The following is a 20,742-nucleotide window of genomic DNA, read 5'->3' on the forward strand; positions in this document are numbered from 1 at the left end:
TTGAGCGGGAGGTGACAAATGCCCGACGACCAGGCCGAACTGCTGCGGGTGCTTTATCAGGAGCACGCGTCGGCACTATGGAGATACACGCTCGGTCTGGTTCGAGACCCAGGCCGGGCCGAGGACATCGTGCAGGAAACGTTGTTGCGGGCATGGCAACGACCGAACGTGCTGGATCAGTCGACAATGTCGGCACGCGCGTGGCTGTTCACCGTGGCGAGGAATCTCGCCGTGGATGAGCATCGCAGCGCTCGCAATCGCCGCGAGTTCCGCACCGACAGCCCGCCGGAGCAGGCCGCGCCGGACCAGTCCGATCGGGCCTTGGACGGGTGGCTGGTCGCGGATGCGTTGGCCAGGCTCAGCGCCGATCATCGCGAGGTGATCGTGCGTGCCTACTATCGAGGGCTGTCCACCCACCAGATCGCGGCGGAGCTCGACATTCCCGCTGGAACGGTGAAGTCCCGGATGCATTACGGCATGCGGGCACTACGGCTGGCACTACAGGAGATGGGGGTGACGAACCAATGACGGATACCGCACATGACTACACCACGTGGGATGCGCCATATGTGCTCGGCTCCCTGACCCGGACCGAACGCAGGGAATACGAGGAGCATCTCGCCCGCTGCCCGGCCTGCCAAGCCTCCGTAGCCGACCTTGCCGGTGTACCGGGAATGCTCGCCCTCGTCGACACCGAGACCGCGCTCGCAATGATCGCCGCACCGGAGACCGCTGCGCCGGAGTCGAATCCGCCGGTGCCCGAGTTGCTGCCCCGGCTCGCGGACGCGGCAGAACGGCGTCGCAGCCGCGACAGGTGGGTCTCCATCGGCGCTGCGGTGGCCGCGGCCGCCGCGGCAGTGGCCATCGCGGTCCCGGTGGTCTACACCGTCGCCTCTTCGGACAACAACCCGACGACCACCGAACAGGTCTTCGCGGAGCGCAGCATGCAACCGTTGCAGCCGACGCCGATCTCGGCGAGCTTCAAACTCGTTGCGGCCGAAGGCAAGACCCGCATCATCATGACGTGCAGCTACGGCGCGAGCGACCAGAAGTACAACTGGAAGTTCGCCTTGTTCGTCTTCGGCGCCGACGGCAAACAGACCGAGCTCGATCAGTGGCCCGCCGGACCCGGCACCCAGCTCACCATCGACAGAACCGTCGACAGCGCACCCGACCAGATCCGCAGCGTGGAGATCAGGTCCGTCGCCACCGGCGAGCGGGTGCTCGTCGGAACGGTCTGACAACGCACCGATCCCCCGCGGGCGGCGGGGGATCGGAGCTGTTGTCGCGGAAGTGGCGCAGTCGAATTCAGCGGGTCTGCTTGCGGAAGACCGAGGACGACCAGAGGTAGCCGACCAGCGCGAGACCGATGCACCAGGCGACCGAGATAATGCCGTTGTTGCCTATCTCGGTGCCCATGAGCAGGCCGCGCACGGTCTCGGTGATCGGCGTGAACGGCTGATACTCGGCGAACTGGCGCATGCCGACCGGCATGGTGTCGGTGGCGACCAGGCCGCTGCCGAGGAACGGCAGCATGATCAGCGGGAAGGGCATATTGCTCGCGCTCTCCGGACTCGACGCGACCAGGCCCATCCCCACCGAGAGCCAGATCAGCGCGAAGGTCAAGAGGGCGAGCAGCACGAACGCAGCGATCCATTCGACGGCATTCGCCGACGGCCGGAACCCGATGAGCACTGCGAACCCGACCATGGCCACGACGCCGAGCATGGCCTGGATCAACGCGCCGATCACATGCCCGGTCAGGAACGAAGACGGTGCGATCGCCATGACGCGGAACCTGTTGACGATGCCCTTGGTGGTGTCGGTGGCGATGGACACCGCCACCGATGCCGTTATATACGCCGGAATCATCAACAGCATGCCCGGGGCAAGGTAGTCGATGTAGTTGCCGCCGGAGGACTTCTCCAGTGCGCCACCGAACACGAAATTGAAGACCGACAACAGGACAATCGGCATGATGATGACGCCGAATGTCAGGCTCGGGTAGCGCCTGGCATGAAGTAGGTTGCGCCGCAACATGGTTACCGAGTCCGTCAGCGCAAGCGACATTGTGGTCATCGCGCAGTCTCCTTTTCCGCGGTGGGCTGACCGGTGAGGGTGAGGAAAACGTCATCGAGGTTCGGGGTGTGCACCGAAAGGCCCTCGACGTCGATCTGTTCGAGGTCGAGCCGGTCGAGCACAGCGCGCAGCGACTTGACGCCGCCGTCGCTGGGAATCAACAGCGCGAGGTCGTCGTCCCCGGCACCCTCGACAACACGCGCGGTGGGACCGAGTACCCGAGCGGCGGTGTCGCGTCCGGACCGGTCGGCGAACTCCAGTCGGATGTGACCGCCGGGGACCAGTCGCTTCAGTTCCGCCGCAGTGCCTTCGGCAACGATCTTGCCGTGGTCGAGGACCGCGATCCGGTCGGCGAGCTGATCGGCTTCATCCAGGTACTGGGTGGTGAGGAAGACAGTGACGTTGTAGTCGTTGACCAGGCTGCGGATGATGTCCCACATCGCCCGCCTGCTGCGCGGGTCGAGGCCGGTGGTCGGCTCGTCGAGGAAGATGATGCGCGGGTCGCCGACCAGGGTCATCGCCAGGTCGAGTCGCCGGGTCATGCCGCCGGAGTAAGTGGCCGCGGTCTTGTCCGCGGCCTCGACGAGGTCGAAGCGCTCGAGCAGGTCCGAGGCGAGGCGCTTGCTGTCCCGACGCGGCAGATGGTGCAGATCGCCCATCAGGATCAGGTTCTCCCGGCCGGTCAACAGCTCGTCGACCGCCGAGAATTGCCCGGTGACACCGATCACGCCACGGACCGCGTCGATTTCAGCCGTCAGATCGTGGCCGTCGACCCGGATCTCACCGGCATCGGCGCGAATGAGCGTAGTCAGGATCTGCACCGTGGTGGTCTTGCCCGCCCCGTTGGGACCGAGCATCGAGTAGACCGTCCCCTGCGGAACCGTGATGTCGATCCCGTCGAGCACCACATGCTCGCCGAACGATTTGCGCAGACCCAGCGCCGAAATGGCGAGGGCGCGGTGACCATTCGTCATGGCCTTACCTTTCCGAATTCATGAATCAATGCGTATGTGAGCATGATTCACCCGCACCGCTCCCGGGGATCCGGTGCGGCGAAATGCCTATCGAGTGAGTTGTATTTCGTTGTCCCCGAGGGAGATTCGGCTAGATATCGAGCTCCTCGACTGGTGGACGATCCACGATGCCCGCCACCCGCTCATACAGCTTGTCCGGGATCTTCCCCTTCAGCTCGCCGAGCGTGTCGACGATCTCCAGGATGAAATCGCCCCAATCCTGATCGCCGACACCGAGCATGCGGCGCCAGTTCGTCAGATCCTTGAGCCAGTTCTTGCTGCTCTCCGGATACTCGTCCCAGTTCGAATACTGGGCATGCATGACGAACTTGCCCTTTCTGCTGCGGTAGACCTGGACGTGCTCGATGCGCTGCTCGTTGACATCGCGCCATTCGCCCAACAGCGCGCCGGAGAATCGGACCTGACGCACGCCGTTGTGGCCGACCCGGAGCACTACCTCGTCGTAGCCCTCCAGCCTGCCCTCTTCCAGCTCGATGAACCGGCGCAGCGCCGTGGTCACCGCCCCCGAAAGATTGCCCCCGACCAGCTCCTGCGCTCGCTGAAAGAGCGCCAGATCGTCATCGGAAACATAGATCGTCTTGTTGGGCATGACTCGACTATACGTAGATGTATACGTACACGCAATACCCGCGTGCCCTCCCGCGATTCCCCCTGTGCGACCACGCCGATCTACATCTTGCGCGATGCGTTGAACCGCGGGACGACCCGGCTCGTATTCCAGGTGTACGCGATGCGTGATCGCCCGTGTGTGCTGCACATTCCCGGTCGCCGCGAGAAGGAGTGTCGAATGCCCGGCAGGGTAGTGGATTATCTGGTACAAGCGGTTTCGACCCTTGGAGTACGGCACATCTTCGGAGTCGACGGCGCGAACATCGAAGACCTGTACGACGCCATCTTCGATGCGCCGTACGACGTCACCGGCGTGGTCGCCAAGCACGAATTCTCCGCGGTGACAATGGCCGACGGCTACGCCCGCTCGACCAGCGGGCTCGGCGTCGTCTGCGCGACGTCCGGTGGTGGCGCGATGAATCTCGTTGCGGGGCTTGCCGAATCGTTCGCTTCGCGGGTTCCGGTACTGGCGCTGGTCGGCCAGCCGCCGACCGTACTGGAAGGGCACGGCGCATTCCAGGACACCAGTGGGCATGCGGGCACCATCGATGCGGTCCGGATGTTCAGCGAGATCAGCCAGTACTGCGCACGCGTGCATACGAGCGGCGACCTACCTGAGCAGCTCGCAAGAGCGGTCGGCGCCGCCCGGCGCGGCGGGCCCGCCGTCCTCCTGCTGCCCAAAGACGTGCAGCAGTCGAGCATGGACGGCATCCCGTCGTTCCGGTGGGAACCAGAAGGACTACGCGACGACGAGCACGGCATCGCCGAGGTGCGCACCGCGCTCACCACGGCGCGGCGGACCGGGAAGATCGTGATCATCGCGGGCGATCAGGTGGCGCGCGACGATGCCCGCGGCGAACTGGCCTGGCTGGCAACCACATTGGATGCGGCCGTCGGCGTCGCACCGGATGCCAAGGATGTCTACGACAACACCGATGCCGGGTACTGCGGTGTCGCCGGCAGCATGGGACATCCGGAACTCACCGCGGCGATCCGCTCGGCGGCGCTGTGCCTGCTGATCGGCACTCCGATGCCGATCACCACGCGCACCGGATTGGACGAGCTGCTCCGAGACTGCCCCGTGGCGAGCATCGGCGTCAGCGCGCCACACTTGCCCGCGACCCATGCCACCAGCACCAACCTGGCCATCACGCTGGCGGAACTCGCCGACGTCTTCGCCGCCGTCGCGGCGACCGCCGACGGGGCACGCACCGCCACGAACCCGCCGACACCACTACAGGTTCCCCAGGCGAGCGGACCAGGACTGCGCTACCGGGAGCTCGTCGAGACGATCGATGCGGCACTGCCGGAAGGCACCGACGTCTTCGCCGACGCAGGCAACACCGGTGCCGCGGTAGTGCACCACCTGCGGGTGCCGCGCGGCGGCCGGTTCGTCGTCGCCCTCGGCATGGGCGGCATGGGTTATGCCTTCGGCGCGGGCATCGGCTCGGCCTTCGCCCGCCATCGCGGGCCGGGCGGACCGAGGCGAACGGTGGTCATCGCAGGCGATGGCGCGTTCTTCATGCACGGCATGGAACTGCACACCGCGGTCGAGCACGCATTGCCGGTCACCTTCATCGTCCTCAACAACAACGCACACGCCATGTGCGTCACCCGGGAGCAGCTCTACTACCGGGATCGATACAGCTTCAACCGATTCCAGCCGACCCATATCGGAGCAGGCATCGCCGCCATGTTCCCCGACCTGCCCGCCTACTCGGTGCGGACACCGCGAGAACTGGCCGCCGCACTGGGACCGTGCACCGAAACCGATGGGCCGTCGTTCATTTCGATCGACTGCGACCCCGACGAAGTTCCGCCCTTTATTCCGTTCTTGTCCACCTTGGAAGCCTCTAGGAGCACACCTTGACCACCACCCGAGCCCTGCCCGCACTCAGTGATATCCCGGAGGAAGTCATCCCCGGTGTGCTGCGAATCGAGAACTCCGACAAGGACGCGACCACGCCGATCATCATGGATATGCTGCGGTCGGTCTATCCGCACGATCAGATCTTCGGTGAGTACTGCCCGGTGCAGGCGTATATCGCGGCGCCGCCGCAAGAGGTGTTCGAGTACCTCGCCGACACCAGGTCATTGGAAGAGTGGACCTACAGCCTGCGCGGGTTCGTCGAGACCGAGGAACCGGGCCTGTGGCTGGCCTACGACCGCCTCGGGGACGCCACCAAGATCTTCACCCGCACCGTTGCGCATCAGGACGGCATGACCGTGGACTACCACTGCGCCTGGGACCAGGGCCGGCACCTGTGGATGGTCTATCTGCTTCGGGTGATCGACGCGCAGGTGGTGTTCAACAAGCCGGGTTCGGTTGTCCTGTGGGTCAACTGTAAGCACCCCTTCTACGACGAAAATCCCTATCCCGAAACCGCGCCTGCCAAGCGCCCGGTGTGGGTCGGCGATTTCTGGGAGATGTTCTCCGCGGGGCATCAGCTGGAAATGGACAACCTCAAGGCGATCTGTGAATATCGCGCGGCCAACGGCCTGCCGATCAAGCCCGACTGGATGAAGTGAGCATGTCGATGGCAAACGCGAGTACCAACGAACTAAACCCTGACGCCCCCCGACTGCCGACGGTCAGTCTGGTCGATGTGGCCAGCTATCTGCCCGGTGATCCCGTCGGCACCGAATACTTCACCCAGTTCAGCCGCTCGGACCGGATGGCGAAGAATGTCATGTTCCGTTCGCCCAAGGCACGCCATCATGTGGACCGGGACGAGACCGCGGTGGACATGGTCGAGCGTGCCGTCGCGCCGCTGATCGAACGCCATGGCGCACAACTGCTTTCGAACATCGACGTGCTGATCACGCACACTCAGCTGCCGGACAACCCGGTCATGGGGTGCGGGCCGGAAGTGGCGCGCAGGCTCGGCGCGCGGCCCGGATTCGTCTACGACGTGCACAACGGTGGCTGCGCGGCATTTGTGCACATGATGGCGATGGCGCGAATGATCCTGCAAACCACCGACGCGCGCACCGCCCTCATCGCGGCCACGCAGAACTGCGCCGGCCCGGTGTTCACCCAGCCCGATATCCGCAAGCTCGCGCAGGCTCCGGTGCCCGGCGACGGATGCGGCGTCGGACTGCTGGTGAAGGACGACAGCGCGCCGATCCTCGATATCGAATGCCGCACCTATCCCGAGTTCGCCGGGGATATGTCGTTCTCCACCAATGGCGATCGCAAGTACTGGGAGCCGGGTGAAGGCCAGGGCTGCGTGAGCTTCACCGAATCGAAGATCACCAAGGTGTTCGCACGCGGCAACCGCCTGGTGCCCGAGGTGGCACTCGAGGTGTGCGATCGGATCGGTGTGAAGGGGCGCGATATCGACACCTTCGTCACCAATCAACCGAACCGGCTGTTCCTGCGCAACTGGCACGACGCGCTCGAACTGCCCGCCGAACGCCACCCCGACACCTTCGATCAGTGCGGAAACCTGTTTGCCGCGGGCATTCCGGTCACCCTCGATGCGGAGAACCGGGCGGGCAGACTGCGCAACGGGTCGGTGGTACTGATGTCGGCGTTCGCGCACGCGGGCGACTTCGCGGGTGCGGCAGCGGTGCGCTGGGGCGCGGCGCAATGACCGTGGAACTGGCCGACGGCACGCTGCCGTCGCGACAACACCACCAGGAGCGGGCGCTGCCTCGATTCGATCTGAGCTTGAGCGAGAATCCTTTCCCGCCACTGCCTTCGGTGTTGTCGGCGGTGAACGGCGTACTCGCGCAAGCCAATCGGTATCCGGAGTTCTTGCCGCTCCGGTTGCCGAAACTGATCGCCGACCACGTCGGTGTGCACTCCGACCAGGTCGTCGTCGGTTCGGGTGCGACGGGGGTGGCCATGCAGATCATCCAGGCGCTGACCACGCCGGGCGCCGGGATCGTCTACGGATCGCCGACCTTCGACGGTTATCCGATCATGGCAGAGATGGCCGCGCTCGACGTCGTTCCGGTGCCGCTGGACGCGGGTGGCAACCAGGATCTGCCCGCCATCGCACTGGCCGTCGACAAACGGACCGGGCTGGTGGTGGTGTGTCGGCCGCACAATCCGACCGGCACCGTCATTCCGAGCAGACTGTTGCAGACCTTCCTGCGCGCCGTGCCGCAGCGGGTGCCGGTAATCCTCGACGAGGCATATGCCGAATTCTTGGGCCACGCCGATCAGATCGACACCGTCGCGCTGCTGCGCCGGCACCCGAATCTGCTGGTGCTTCGCACCTTCTCGAAGGCGTACGGGCTGGCGGGACTGCGCATCGGATACGTCTTCGGAAGCCGGGAGCTGATCAGCCGAGTGCGCAGGCTGCAGCTGCCGTTCGGGATGAGCTCGGCGGCGGTGGCCGCGGTAGCCGCGTCCTATGCCGCCGAACCCGAACTCGCCGCGCGCATCGTGCGCATCACGGCCCGGCGGGAGGCACTGCGGAACGCGTTGTGCCTGCGCGGTGTCGCGGTGCCACACAGCCACGCCAATTTTCTGTATCTACCCGGTCCCGGTGTCGCGACGGCGTTGCGCCGGGGCGGCATCGCCGCGAAGTCCTATCCCGACGGGAGCGCCCGCATCGCGGTCGGGGATCCCGAAGCAGACAACGCCGTCTTGCAAGCTCTCCGGCCACGCGGTGCCTGCAATCCGATACCGGAGGCTTCGTAGCCCACACGCGGGCCCCCTTTGTGCAGCGCTGCGCAAGGGCGGCCGTTGCATGGGATCGTCGAGCGCCGCTCGAACAACTGCGGATGGTTCCATGGGGCTGTGATGATCCGGCGTGATCGCGGCCTGCGCCCGAATGCGGCACCGGCCCACCACACGGCCAGCCGGGTGCTGGCCCGTTTCATCATCGGCCGGCGCGAGTTCATTGCGCGGCAGACCGTCATCGAGCCCGGTGGCACCAGCGGCTGGCACTACCACGACGGCACCCTGGTCGTCTTCGTCGCGCGCGGCACCCTCGACCATCCCTACGCGGACTGCGTGCCGGTCACCTATCGACGCGGCCGGCTGTTCAGAGAACCCAGCGGCCCGGACCATCCCCATGTCGCCCGCAATCGTGGGACCACTCCGGTCACCTGTTCGTGCTCTATCTCAACCCCGCGGGCAGTCCGCTCGCACACAGCGTGCCCCCGCCGGGGTGCGCCGACTGAGCAGGCCGCGGCGGAGCAAAAGGCTCGGTGCAACGTCAGCACAGGTAAGGCTTCGGAGCAGCGACAATGCCGGAAAGTGCGATCAGCGCGGGCTCGGCCGCATTCGCCCGGCGATCAGCCTGCGGGCAAGCAGGCGTCGCGCAGCGAGCACGCGCCGCAGGACTGGCCACAACCGCCGACTTCCTCGGCGGGAACCAGGTCGGCGACCGCCTGCGCGGCAGCATTGGCACCCGCACCGAGGGTGAAGAGCGCGACGACGGCAGTGCCCGCCGCCACGATGAGCGCGGGGAGGGTGCTCGCGGCCATGGCGACGAGACCACCGGCGAAGAGCAGGGCGCCTGCCGCCACCGAGGTGGGTGCGGCGACACGGTTCGCGATGCGGAAAGTCTCTTCGTCGTGGAGAGCGGCTTCGGTGTGCACCCCGACGACGCGATTGCGCGGGAGCTTGCCGGTCAGTCCGAGCACGCCGGTTGCGATGGCCACGAGGGCCAGCACGAACAGGACAAGAGCGACGACGAACACCCGAGAAGGCTATCGCACTGTCATCGAGCGGCGACGGGCCGCTCCCCCGCAACCGCCCAGCACCTGGCGCTGCACCACCCCGGACAGGCGCATTCCACATTGTCACCCCGCAGCCGGCGGGTACAGCAACCACCCGAGATCACCGGGTGCCCGGGATTTCGTGCCGACCGGTGGGGATGTCCGGAAACCGCTGCGGCACAAGAGCACCAATGCGTCCGGCCGAATGCCGCGCGGCGCACCGGACAGCGCGGCGGGTGCGCTGCGGGAATCCCGGTCCGGCCCGATTTTCGGTCCTGCGACCCGGACGTTCTACCCTGATAGACGGTAGTTATGTCGGGGATCGGCGAATAAGAAGGCAGGACCGTGCAGGACACTCGTGCAACCGAAAGCGCTGTACCGGAGCACAGGTATAACGCTGGCCTCGCCGTCCGCATCGAGGATCGGTGGCAGCGGATCTGGGCGGAGCGCGGAACCTTCCACGCACCGAACCCGGTCGGTCCGCTCGCGGGTGCGACCCCGGCGGACAAACTCTTCGTCCAGGACATGTTCCCGTATCCCTCCGGCGCGGGCCTGCACGTCGGGCATCCACTCGGCTACATCGCCACCGACGTCTTCGCGCGCTACCACCGGATGCACGGGCGCAACGTGCTGCACGCGCTCGGCTACGACGCCTTCGGCCTGCCGGCCGAGCAGTACGCGGTGCAGACCGGCGCCCATCCGCGGGTGACGACCGAGTCCAACATCGCCACCATGCAGCGGCAGCTGGACCGGCTCGGGCTCGGGCACGACCGGCGGCGCACGTTCGCGACCACCGATCCCGAGTACTACCGCTGGACCCAGTGGATCTTCCTGCGTATTTACAACGCCTGGTACGACCTGGAAATGGACAGGGCCCGCCCGATCGCCGAGCTCGAGGACCAGTTCGCCTCGGGTGCACGGCCGACACCGGACGGCCGCGCATGGGACGCGCTGAGCGGCCGCGAGCGCACGGCGCTGCTGGACTCCTATCGTCTGGTGTACCAGACCGATTCGGTGGTCAACTGGTGCCCCGGCCTGGGCACCGTGCTGTCCAACGAAGAGGTCACCGCCGAGGGCCGCAGCGAACGCGGCAACTTTCCAGTGTTCCGTAAGCGCCTGTGGCAGTGGATGATGCGCATCACCGCCTACGCCGACCGGCTGGTCGACGATCTCGATCGGCTGGACTGGCCGGACAACGTGAAGTCCATGCAGCGCAACTGGATCGGGCGATCCCGTGGCGCGCAGGTGAAGTTCGACGCGGCGGGCGAACAGATCGAGGTCTTCACCACCAGGCCCGACACCCTGTTCGGCGCAACATATGTGGTGCTGGCCCCCGAACACGAGCTGGTCGACAAGCTGACCGCGGCCGCCTGGCCCGACGGCACCGATACGCGCTGGTCCAACGAGAGCGCGACACCCGCGGAAGCCATTGCGGCCTACCGCAAGTCGATCGCCGCCAAGTCGGATCTGGAGCGCCAGGAGAACAAGGAGAAGACCGGCGTCTTCCTCGGCACCTACGCCACCAACCCGGCCAATGGCGCACAAGTACCCGTCTTCATCGCCGACTACGTGCTCAGCGGCTACGGCACCGGCGCGATCATGGCGGTACCCGGCCACGACCAGCGGGACTGGGATTTCGCCACGGCGCTCGGGCTGCCGATCGTCGAGGTCATCGCGGGCGGCGACATCACCGTCGCGGCGGTGACCGGCGACGGCGCACTGGTGAACTCCGGCTATCTCGACGGCCTGTCGGTCGAGGAGGCCAAGGCCACCATCATTGCCAGGCTGGAGACCGAAGGCCACGGCAAGGGCACCATCCAATACAAGCTGCGTGACTGGCTGTTCGCTCGGCAGCGGTACTGGGGCGAGCCGTTCCCGATCGTCTACGACGAAGACGGCGCACCGCACGCGCTGCCGGAATCCATGCTGCCCGTGCAGCTTCCCGAGCTCGACGACTTCGCGCCGGTCACCTTCGATCCCGACGACGCGAACTCCGAGCCGTCCCCGCCACTGGCCAAGGCCGCCGACTGGGTCAATGTCGAACTGGATCTCGGCGATGGCCCCAAGATGTACCGGCGCGACACCAATGTCATGCCGAACTGGGCGGGCAGCTCGTGGTACCAGCTGCGCTACGCCGACCCGACCAACAGCGAAGCGTTCTGCGCCAAGGAGAACGAGGAGTACTGGCTCGGTCCGCGCAGCGGCGAGCACGGTGTGGACGATCCGGGCGGTGTCGACCTGTATGTCGGTGGCGTCGAACACGCGGTGCTGCACCTGCTGTACGCACGGTTCTGGCAGAAGGTGCTCTTCGACCTGGGCGATGTGACCGGTTTCGAGCCGTACCGCAGGCTGTTCAACCAGGGCTACATCCAGGCCCACGCCTACACCGACGAGCGCGGCGCCTACGTGCCCGCCGCCGAAATCACCGAACGCGACGGCAAGTTCTTCTGGACCGACCAGACCGGCACCGAGATCGAGGCGTTCCAGGAGTACGGCAAGATCGGAAAGTCGCTGAAGAACGCCATCTCTCCCGATGAGATGTGCGATCTGTACGGCGCCGACACCTTCCGCTTCTACGAGATGTCGATGGGGCCGCTCGACACTTCCCGGCCGTGGGCGACCAAGGATGTCGTCGGCGCGCACCGCTTCCTGCAGCGCGTGTGGCGACTGGCGGTCGACGAGGAGACCGGTGCGCTGCGGGTCACCGACGCCGCACCGGCTGATGAGACGCTGCGCCTGGTGCACAAGACGATCGCCGGCGTGGACGAGGATCTGGCGGCGCTGCGCGACAACACGGCGGGGGCCAAGCTCATCGAGCTGACCAACCATCTCACCAAGACCTACCCCGGTGGCGCGCCGCGGTCGGCGGTGGAGCCGGTGGTGCTGATGCTGGCGCCGATGGCCCCGCACATCGCGGAGGAGTTGTGGGAACGTCTCGGCCACACCCGGTCGCTTGCCCATGGCCCCTTCCCGATCGCCGATCCGGCGCTGCTGGTCGACGCGTCGGTCGAGTACCCGATCCAGGTGAACGGCAAGGTGCGCAGCCGGATTCAGGTGCCCGCCGATGCCGACAACGCGGCCATCGAGGCGGCCGCGCTCGCCGACGAGAAGATCGCCGCGCTGCTGGGCGGCAATGCGCCGCGCAAGCTGATCGTGGTGCCGGGGCGTCTGGTGAACATCGTCGCGTGACCTCCGACTCCCGCGCCGCGCCGGAATTCCTTTCCGGGCGGCGCGGGAAGGTCGGACGCGCAGTCGATTGCGGTGCTCGGACCGACCGAAGTGCGGCAGTCGATTACGTCCGCCTCAGCGCGGCGGGAGCAGGACGTCGTTCAGCGTGACCAGTGCGAGGTTGCGCTCCTTGATGATGTCGACCAGCTGTCCGTAGCAATGCGTGACCGCAGGCGCGTTCGCATGGCCGATGACGATGGTCTGCGGGTTGAAATACTTGCGGGCGCACTCGATCAGGTAATCCTCGGTGATCACACCGGAGTCCGACAGCGAGCCGTACCACATGGTCGGCACCGTGTATCCGAGGTCCGCGGCCACCCGGTCCACCGTGCCGTTGTGCCTGCCGAACGGCGGCCGGAAGTACGGCGTTCCGTCCACGCCGAAGTTGTTGTGCAGGTAGCTCTTTGCCTGATTCAGCTGGGCAGCGACGGCCGAGCCGGACAGTTTGGTCAGATCCGGATGGTCCCAGGTGTGGTTGGCCAGCTGGATCTGCCCCGACTCCACCAAGGGCCGCAACGCATTCCGGTGCATGTTCCACGAGTCGTAGTAGGCGGTCACGAAGAAGGTGAACCGGGCGCCGGTGTCACGTGCGAATGCGATGTAGGCGGCGACCACGTCGGGGCTGGCGCCGTCGTCGACGGTCAGCGCCATGGTGTTGCCCGGTCCGGGCAGCGCGGTGATGGTCGACGCCGGAATCGGCGTCTTCGGCCCACCGGGCGGGGGTGGCAACCGCGGCGCAGGTGGCAGGATCGGCCCGCCGCCCGCGGACCCGCTGTCGATCGGCGCGCCCTCCGCAACCACACCGCCGGTCAACGCGACCGCGGTGCCGGCGGCGAGCATCGACAACAACCGACGTCTGTCCACCTTGGAACCCTCAGCTCTGCTCGAAACATGTAACCAGTCGCGACTGTACCGAGCGAATCTGTCCTGGAGCCGAATTCCGCGCACACGTAAATAAACCGTCATGATCTGGAGCGATGTGTACTAGAGTCGTCGACTCGATACCGACGGCACCCGGCCCGCCCGCACTCAGTAGGGCCGCAGCACGATCTCCGTCGGGTGCCCGTCGCGCGGGGTGTCGATGGCATTGCGCACCGTCGCGGCGACGGTCTCCGGGGTGAGGAATTCCTCGGGCCGGTACTCGCGACCCTCACCGGCGATGATCTCGCGCTGCATGTCGGTATCGATCCGGCCGGGGTGGATCGAGGTCACGCGCAGTGCGGGTTCCTCGAGCCGCAACGCGTCACCGAAGGCGCGCAGCGCGAACTTGCTTGCGGCGTAGGACGCCCAGCCCGGGTTCGCGCGCAGCCCCGCCCCCGAATTGATCAGCACCACATGGCCGTTGGCCACGCGCAGTGCGGGAAGCAGCAGCCTGGTGAGCTCGGCGACCGCAATCACGTTGGCCTCCAAAGTATTTCGCCACTGCTGCACCGAGGATTCGGCGATGGTGCCCAGATCTGCCACACCGGCGTTGTGCACCAGCACATCCAGTCGTTGCAGGGGCACGACCGCCGCGGCCACCGCGGCATAGTCGGTCAAATCGACGGGCCACGCTGTGGCGCTGGGAAGTTCGCGCTGGATGTCGCGCAGTGCCGCGGCGGAGCGGGCGCCGAGCAGCAGATCATGCGTCGGTGCGAGCACACGCGCGATGGCGGCACCGAGCCCGCGGCTGGCGCCGGTGATCAGTGCGGTCGGCTTCGGAGTGCTGGTCACGACGGAGGTCATTGGCCCACCGTAGTAGTTTCGCAAAACTCGCCGGGAAATCCGTAGCACGGCCCGCATGCGCGGCGATGCATGGATACGTTGGTATAACAATCTCCACGGACGGGGCATGGGTGAGTTCCACCGAATACGAGTCGGCCAGCGTGACCGGTGCTATTTCGAGCGACCTGCCAGCAGTCGCCACCGGAAATGCTGTTCCGAGCGACCTGCATGGTGCTGTGTCGAACGCAACGCCAGACACCGCCGAGCGGGCATACCTTCCGGTGTCATCGCAGAATAGGGGCATGGCACACCCGGGTTTCACCCCGACACAGCTCGCGGCCCGCGCCGCCTATCTGCTGCGGGGCAATGATCTGGGCACTATGACGAGCGCGGCGCCGCGGCTGTACCCGCACATGTGGAGCTGGGATGCCGCGTTCGTCGCGGTCGGCCTCGCCCCGTTGAGCGTCGAGCGGGCGGTCATCGAGCTGGACACGCTGCTCTCGGCGCAGTGGAAGAACGGGATGATCCCGCACATCGTCTTCGCCAACGGCGTCGACGGATACTTCCCCGGCCCGGCCCGGTGGGAATGCCGCAAGCTGGCCGCCAACGCGCCCGACGGCCCGGACACCTCCGGCATCACCCAGCCACCGGTGCACGCCATCGCGGTGCAGCGGATCCTCGATCATTCGCGCAGGCACGGGCGCAGCACCAGGGCGGTGGCCGAGGAGTTCCTCAACCGTCGCTGGCCGGATCTGGTGCGCTGGCATCGCTGGATGGCACACGCCCGCGACCCCAAGGAAAGTGGCCGGATCACGCTGTACCACGGCTGGGAATCGGGCATGGACAACTCGCCGCGCTGGGATCGGGCCTATCAGAACGTGGTCGTCGGCGACCTGCCGCCGTATCGACGCAAAGACGTGCTGGTGGTCGCCGACCGGTCGCAACGACCGAGCGACCGCGAATACGACCGCTATCTATGGCTGGTCGAGCAGATGCGCCGAGCCGGATACGACGACTACCAGCTGTCCTCGACGATGAGCTTCGCGGTGGAAGACGTGTTCGTCACGGCGATCTTCGCGCTGGCCTGCGAGGTGCTCGCCCATATCGGCGAGGAGTACAAGCAGCCGAACGCCGATGTGCGTGACCTCTACACCTGGGCCGAGCGCTTCCGCGCCGGCGTTGTCGCGACCACCGACGCGCGCACCGGCGCGGCGCGGGACTTCGACGTCCGGCTGCAACGCTGGATCGGCACCGAGACGCTGTCGATGTTCGCACCGCTGCTGTGCGGCGGTCTGCCCCGCGACACCGAACGCAGCCTGCTGCGCCTATTCGAAGGCCCGCGCTTCTGCGGCCATCCCGACCTGCGCTACGCACTACCGCCGTCGACCTCGCCCGTCTCGAAGGACTTCCGCTCCCGCGAGTACTGGCGCGGTCCGGTCTGGCCGGTGATGAGCTGGCTGTTCTCCTGGGTCTTCGCCCGCCGCGGCTGGGCGGAACGCTCGTTCATGCTCCGCGCCGAAGGACTGCGCCAAGCCAGCGACGGCAGCTTCGCCGAGTACTACGAGCCGTTCACCGGCGAACCGCTCGGCAGCATGCAGCAGTCCTGGACAGCCGCCTCGGTTCTCGATTGGCTCGGCTGACCCAACCGGACACCGTGAACAGCCCTCCGGTGAATGTTGCGCAAATGCATCATGCGCCACACTGGCCACATCAAGAGCTTGTCGCTATCGTCGAACAGCATGGATAGCACTCGTTGGAGATCGACTCACGCTCTTGCGTTGTCCGCGATCGCTGTGGGCGGCATCCTCACCGCAACCATGCCGGGCACCGCGACGGCCGCACCGAGCGGACCGGATGTCTCGTCTTGGCAGCATCTCGACGGCCGGTTCATCGACTGGTTCGCGGTCCGACGCTCCGGCCACGACTTCGCGATGGTGAAGGCCACCGAGGGTCTGAACTACGTCAATCCGTACTTCATCCAGGACAGCTTGCTGATGCGCGCGGCAGGCGTCGCACGCGGGACCTACCACTATGCCCAGCCGAGCCTGCCGCCGCAATCACAGGCCGCGCTGTATGCGGCGACAGTGCTCGGACAGAATGGGCCGCTGGATCTGCCGCCGGTGCTCGACATGGAGAACGCGGGCGGCCTCGACCCGGCGCGGCTGATCAACTGGACCCGCCGCTACCTGGAAACCATCGAGCTGCTGACCGGCCGGACCCCGATCATCTACACCAATCCGAACTTCTGGAAGACCGCCATGGCGAACACCGATGAGTTCGTCCACTACCCGCTCTGGATCGCCGACTACCGCGGCAACGACCAACCCGAGGTGCCCGGCGGCTGGCCGACCTGGACGTTCTGGCAGACCACCGACCGCGGCAAAGTTCCCGGCATCGCGGGCGGCACCGATGTGAACGTATACAGCGGCGCCCAAGGCGATTTCGCCCGCTACGCGCACATCAGCGGCCTGCTCGGCAGCAGCTGAGCGGCCGAGGCAGAAAAAGACGAAACCGCTACTCCCTGCAGGATGAGTAGCGGTTTCGTTTCCTTCACAGCAGGTGGCCTGCCGATCGATTAAACACCGATGCGGCCGCCGCCCTTCCTCCATACCACCGCGACCGAGGGCCGCGGCTGCTTGTCGCCGCCGTCGGGCCAGTGCGACAACGGGTTCTCGGGGGTCGCGTCGTCGGCCTCACCCGGATGCTGCACGCACACCATGACTCGCGATTCGGTGACGATCGGACCGCAGGTCTCGGCGCCGCGCGGCACCGTGAGGAATTGCTTGGTCTCACCGCGATTCGCACCGTCGAGCACCACGGAGAACAGACCGTCGTTCGACTTCAGCGCATTGCCGTCGGTGGAGATCCACAGGTTGCCGTAGGGGTCGAACGCGAGGTTGTCCGGGCAGGAGATCGGGCTGACCTTGGTCTTGTCGAAGCCGGCGAAGTAGGTGTCCGCCGCGGCGGGGTCTCCACAGACCAGCAGCAGCGACCAGGTGAACTTGGTCCCGGTGTGGTCGTCGTCGATTTCGAGGATCTGACCGTTCTTGTTCAGGTTGCGCGGGTTGGCCTCGTCGGGACCCTGCTTGCCTTCCTTGCCGCGGTTGTCGTTGTTGGTCAGCGCGACATACACCTTGCCGGTGTAGGGGTTGGCCTCGAAGTCCTCCGGGCGGTCCATCTTGGTGGCGCCGACCTTGTCGGCGGCCAGCCGGGTGAACACCGCGACCTCGGCCGCGCTCATGCCCTCGACGAGCGATTTGCCCTTACCGTCGGCACCCGTCTCCAGCAGCGGAAGCCACTCGCCGGTGCCGGTGAAGCCCTTGTCCGAAGGCACTGTGCCGTTGCCGTCGACCTTGTCCGGATGGTTGCCGGTCAGTTTGGCGACATACAGCGTGCCCGCGTCCAGAATGGTCAGGTTGTGGCGCCTGCTCGCCTGGCCGGTCCCCGACTGGATCTTGCGCGAGGACACGAATTTGTACATATAGTCGAACTTTTCGTCGTCACCGGTATAGGAAACGACGTCGCCGTCCTTCGTGACATAAATGGTGGCGCCCTCGTGCTTGAGGCGGCCCATCGCACTGTGCTTGATCGGAGTGGAGGTGGGATCCCACGGGTCGACCTCGACGACATAGCCGAAACGGTTGGCCTCGTTGGGTTCCTGCGCGAGATCGAAGCGCTTGTCCGCACGCTCCCATTGGTTGGGGGTGCCGCCCTTGGTGAAACCGTATCGCTTGACCCGCGGCTTATCCGCCGATTCCGACACCTTGTCACCGTTGGCGAAGTAGCCGTTGAAGTTCTCTTCGCCGGAAAGGACAGTGCCCCACGGGGTCACGCCACCGGAGCAGTTGGCGAAGGTGCCCAGCACCTTGGCGCCGGTCGGGTCGGCGGTGGTCGTGACGAACGCGCTGCCTGCGGCCGGACCGGTCAGCGTGAACTCGGTGGTCGCGGTGATGCGGCGGTTGTACTTGCCGAAGACCGGGGTCAGTTTGCCGGTGCCCGGCTCGCCCTTGACCTCGACCACGGACAAGCCGTGCGCGGCCATGGTGACCGCGATCTGCGCGTCGGTCGGCGCCTCTTTGTTGTAGCCGCGGAACATGTGCGGGCCGGTGGTGTACTCGTGGTTGACCACAAGCAGATAGCTGTTGGCCTGGCCCTCGATCGGCAGCAACGCGGCGAAGTCATTGTTGTAGCCGAACTGTACGGCCTGCGCGGCAGCGGTCTGCTTCTCGAAGTCGAAGGCCGGCGCGTCGGCGAAGAGCGGGTCGCCCCAGCGGATCACCACGGACTGCTCGTAACCCTCGGGGATCACGATCGCGTCTTCCTTGTTCGGCGCGACGGCGGTGAAGCCGGTGCCGGTACCCACCGGGCCCGCCGGGGTATTGGTCGGGGTGACCGTGCCGGCCGCGGCGTCGTCGCCACAGGCCGCGAGCACACTGCCCGCACCGACTGCCAGCACCGCCGCGGCGCCGCCCTTGATCAGCCCACGACGGTTCAGCGAGCTGACGATGTCACCGAAGTAGGCACCGCCGGAGGTGTTGGGCACCTCGTGGAAGCACGCGTTCGCGCATTTGTATTCACAGGTGACGGAAGCGCGCGACGACTGGCCGTCATGCTTCACGAAGAGGGCGAGAGGTTTCACGGCGACTCCTGGATTGGTCCGACGCGCGCACGGTAAACGCCGCAGGCTATTCCCAGGAAACGCTCAGATGAACGATCGACCAATTAGGTGACCCTCAGTACCGGCGAAAACACGAATGTCGCTCTCGCTCTCCGGAATGGAGCGACAGCGACATTCGTGCTGCGTTCAGGCATTGACTTGCAGGGCGATCACGACCTCTTGTTCGTTCTCCGGCAGATAGTGGACCTGCAGGATGCGGCCGACCTGGACTCCGGCCACGCTCGCCGGTGGCAGGAATTTCTCGACTCGGGTGGCGAATGTTGTTCCGTCGGGCCGGGTCACGACGAGCCCGAGTTCGATTTTGGAGTGGCCGTTGCGGATTTCGCCCGGCACGGCGAGCGATTGCACCACCGCCTGCGCCATGATGCCGCGGGCGGCGATATCGAGTTTGCCCTTGGTGGTGAACCCCTTTCGGATCATGGACTCGTTCATCGCCTGCTGCGCAGCCGAGGTGTCCCCCGAGCGATCCACCTCGACCTTGTCGGTTCGACCCGGCAGATAACGCACCGGCAGCACGACGCCGGGCTGCAGCAGCGCGAGTTCGGTGAGCGGGACGATCAGCTTCGCCGCGGAATCGAAGATCTTGCCGTCGACGCCCTCGACGCTGAACTCGATGCGCACCTGCGGCTGATCGTTGACGCTCAGCCCGGTCTGCCGAAACGACTTGACGGTGCCGATCCCGACGAGACCGTTGCGGAACGAGGAGCTGTTGCCCCCGGTGAACGCCTCCAGAATGCCTTCGCCGGTGAACGCGAAAACGAGCGGGACAACGGTGAGCGCGATGATCGGCAGCGCCATGTGGGGACCGACCCAGGCGAGCATGCCGTCGTCGTACGTCCCGGAGGGGACATAGGTCAGGCCGTGCCAGAGATAGAAGCCGACGGAGAAGATGCCGAATGCGGCGGCGAGCGAGCGGGCGATGGTTTTCATGATGTGCCTTCGGTGGGTAAGCGGGTGTGTGGATGACCCGTCGGTCCGCGCACGCCCGGGCCGCCCCGCCACCCCTCGCAATGACGGGGCGGCGGCGGACGTGCCGGGCATGAGCGGAGTCGGCGTCTGGTCGCGGATCAGCCGCCGACGACCGTCGAGCAGGCGAAGGTGATGTCGAATTTCGCCGTCGTAGGGCCCGCGAGCGGGTTGCTCATGTCGGGGCCGCCGACGCCCTCACCGGTGATCTTGTAGGTGTTGCCGTCCTTGACGAGCTTGGCCGAGCCGCCCGGCATGCCGTTGCCGAAGCCCAGCGCGTAGGGCAGACCGTTGGAGCCACCCTTGCTGCCCGCGATCGCCACCGCGTCCACGGTGTCGGTGCCGGAGATGGAGGCGCTGACGCCGAGGGTGCCGTAGGTCGCGTTGTTGGTGTCGTTGAGCGAGAGGGCCAGCGTGCCGCCCTGCTTGGCGCAGATGGTTTCGAACTTCCCTTCGAGCGCCTTGCCGTCCACCGCGGCCACCGACTTGCCCGCTGCCGGACCGGACGGCGCCGCGGAGGTGGCCGGCTTGGCCGAAGCGGCGGCGGGCGAGGTGCTCGCGTCGTCGCTGCAACCTGTGACGAACAGGGCGAGCGTGGCGGCGGCGGTAAGAGCGGCGGCGGAGATGCGAACCGGCTTGGTGTTCATGATTTCGTTCCTTTGCTTCGTCCGGCCCCGGTGTGGAGCCGATACGAGAAAGGTAGGAACCGGTCGCGCCCTACCGATCCCAGGTTTTCCGGTGTCTGAAATGGTCGATATTCCGATA

18 protein-coding genes and 1 pseudogene are annotated in these 20,742 nt (G+C 66.3%); 10 read left to right on the plus strand and 9 right to left on the minus strand.

The window, feature by feature from the left end; translation table 11 throughout:
- The first annotated feature begins 18 nt into the window (after positions 1-18).
- Together OHQ90_RS03710 and OHQ90_RS03715 are read left to right on the plus strand one after the other, a co-directional pair.
- Entirely contained in the window at positions 19-528 is a 510-nt protein-coding gene (locus tag OHQ90_RS03710) for a sigma-70 family RNA polymerase sigma factor (RefSeq protein ID WP_328407329.1), read from the plus strand.
- Complete coding sequence (locus OHQ90_RS03715; RefSeq protein WP_328407331.1) at positions 525-1,241, plus strand: anti-sigma factor family protein; 717 nt, start codon at positions 525-527, stop codon at positions 1,239-1,241. Before OHQ90_RS03710 ends, OHQ90_RS03715 begins: the two co-directional genes overlap by 4 nt.
- A 67-nt stretch (positions 1,242-1,308) precedes the next feature.
- On the opposite strand, the gene OHQ90_RS03720 is transcribed toward OHQ90_RS03715, so the two are convergent.
- The 3 genes from OHQ90_RS03720 to OHQ90_RS03730 all read right to left on the minus strand — a co-directional run bounded on the left by OHQ90_RS03720 (position 1,309) and on the right by OHQ90_RS03730 (position 3,702).
- Positions 1,309-2,079 (minus strand): ABC transporter permease, encoded by a 771-nt coding sequence (locus OHQ90_RS03720; RefSeq protein ID WP_328407333.1) that lies wholly within the window; start codon positions 2,077-2,079, stop codon positions 1,309-1,311.
- Positions 2,076-3,053 (minus strand): ATP-binding cassette domain-containing protein, encoded by a 978-nt coding sequence (locus OHQ90_RS03725; RefSeq protein WP_328407335.1) that lies wholly within the window; start codon positions 3,051-3,053, stop codon positions 2,076-2,078. Before OHQ90_RS03725 ends, OHQ90_RS03720 begins: the two co-directional genes overlap by 4 nt.
- A gap of 130 nt (positions 3,054-3,183) precedes the next feature.
- A complete protein-coding gene (locus OHQ90_RS03730) occupies positions 3,184-3,702 on the minus strand; it encodes an EXLDI protein (RefSeq protein WP_328407337.1) in 519 nt (172 codons plus the stop codon).
- A 198-nt stretch (positions 3,703-3,900) separates the two neighbouring features.
- Here OHQ90_RS03730 and OHQ90_RS03735 point away from each other — a divergent pair, with 198 nt between their 5' ends.
- The 5 genes and pseudogenes from OHQ90_RS03735 to OHQ90_RS03755 form a co-directional block, all read left to right on the plus strand.
- Positions 3,901-5,592, plus strand: a complete 1,692-nt coding sequence (locus OHQ90_RS03735; RefSeq protein ID WP_328407339.1) for a thiamine pyrophosphate-binding protein — start codon at positions 3,901-3,903, stop codon at positions 5,590-5,592.
- The gene (locus OHQ90_RS03740; protein WP_328407341.1) at positions 5,589-6,251 is read left to right on the plus strand and encodes an SRPBCC family protein; all 663 of its coding nucleotides are present in this window, start codon (positions 5,589-5,591) and stop codon (positions 6,249-6,251) included. Before OHQ90_RS03735 ends, OHQ90_RS03740 begins: the two co-directional genes overlap by 4 nt.
- Positions 6,252-6,259: 8 nt before the next feature.
- A complete protein-coding gene (locus tag OHQ90_RS03745) occupies positions 6,260-7,318 on the plus strand; it encodes a 3-oxoacyl-ACP synthase III family protein (RefSeq protein ID WP_328407343.1) in 1,059 nt (352 codons plus the stop codon).
- Positions 7,315-8,376 (plus strand): aminotransferase class I/II-fold pyridoxal phosphate-dependent enzyme, encoded by a 1,062-nt coding sequence (locus OHQ90_RS03750; protein ID WP_328407345.1) that lies wholly within the window; start codon positions 7,315-7,317, stop codon positions 8,374-8,376. Before OHQ90_RS03745 ends, OHQ90_RS03750 begins: the two co-directional genes overlap by 4 nt.
- A 102-nt stretch (positions 8,377-8,478) precedes the next feature.
- A pseudogene (locus tag OHQ90_RS03755) lies at positions 8,479-8,730 on the plus strand (hypothetical protein); the annotation flags it as partial.
- Between the two features lie 245 nt (positions 8,731-8,975).
- On the opposite strand, the gene OHQ90_RS03760 reads toward OHQ90_RS03755, so the two are convergent.
- Positions 8,976-9,383, minus strand: a complete 408-nt coding sequence (locus OHQ90_RS03760) for an SdpI family protein (RefSeq protein WP_328407347.1) — start codon at positions 9,381-9,383, stop codon at positions 8,976-8,978.
- Between the two features lie 363 nt (positions 9,384-9,746).
- On the opposite strand from OHQ90_RS03760, the gene leuS reads away from it, so the two are divergent.
- Complete coding sequence (gene leuS, locus OHQ90_RS03765) at positions 9,747-12,590, plus strand: leucine--tRNA ligase (protein ID WP_328407349.1); 2,844 nt, start codon at positions 9,747-9,749, stop codon at positions 12,588-12,590.
- Between the two features lie 114 nt (positions 12,591-12,704).
- On the opposite strand, the gene OHQ90_RS03770 is transcribed toward leuS, so the two are convergent.
- Together OHQ90_RS03770 and OHQ90_RS03775 are read right to left on the minus strand one after the other, a co-directional pair.
- Positions 12,705-13,493 (minus strand): polysaccharide deacetylase family protein, encoded by a 789-nt coding sequence (locus OHQ90_RS03770; protein ID WP_412001466.1) that lies wholly within the window; start codon positions 13,491-13,493, stop codon positions 12,705-12,707.
- A gap of 165 nt (positions 13,494-13,658) precedes the next feature.
- Entirely contained in the window at positions 13,659-14,354 is a 696-nt protein-coding gene (locus tag OHQ90_RS03775) for an SDR family oxidoreductase (protein WP_328407351.1), read from the minus strand.
- A gap of 281 nt (positions 14,355-14,635) precedes the next feature.
- Between OHQ90_RS03775 and ggh the strand changes: the two genes are divergently transcribed.
- A complete protein-coding gene (ggh, locus tag OHQ90_RS03780) occupies positions 14,636-15,973 on the plus strand; it encodes a glucosylglycerate hydrolase (protein ID WP_328407353.1) in 1,338 nt (445 codons plus the stop codon).
- A 99-nt stretch (positions 15,974-16,072) separates the two neighbouring features.
- Complete coding sequence (locus OHQ90_RS03785; protein ID WP_328407356.1) at positions 16,073-16,819, plus strand: glycoside hydrolase family 25 protein; 747 nt, start codon at positions 16,073-16,075, stop codon at positions 16,817-16,819.
- Between the two features lie 89 nt (positions 16,820-16,908).
- Here the strand turns inward: OHQ90_RS03785 and OHQ90_RS03790 are convergent, their stop codons facing one another.
- The 3 genes from OHQ90_RS03790 to OHQ90_RS03800 all read right to left on the minus strand — a co-directional run bounded on the left by OHQ90_RS03790 (position 16,909) and on the right by OHQ90_RS03800 (position 20,624).
- On the minus strand, positions 16,909-18,972 hold the full coding sequence (locus OHQ90_RS03790) for a PhoX family protein (protein ID WP_328407358.1): 2,064 nt from the start codon (positions 18,970-18,972) through the stop codon (positions 16,909-16,911).
- 165 nt (positions 18,973-19,137) lie between these two features.
- Complete coding sequence (locus tag OHQ90_RS03795) at positions 19,138-19,941, minus strand: hypothetical protein (protein WP_328407360.1); 804 nt, start codon at positions 19,939-19,941, stop codon at positions 19,138-19,140.
- A 137-nt stretch (positions 19,942-20,078) separates the two neighbouring features.
- Positions 20,079-20,624 carry a lipoprotein LpqH gene (locus OHQ90_RS03800; protein ID WP_328407362.1) on the minus strand — a complete coding sequence of 182 codons (546 nt, stop codon included), beginning with the start codon at positions 20,622-20,624 and terminating at the stop codon, positions 20,079-20,081.
- Between the last annotated feature and the right edge of the window lie 118 nt (positions 20,625-20,742).

It is taken from the genome of Nocardia sp. NBC_00403 (assembly GCF_036046055.1).
In the GTDB taxonomy this organism is placed as follows: Bacteria; Actinomycetota; Actinomycetes; order Mycobacteriales; family Mycobacteriaceae; genus Nocardia.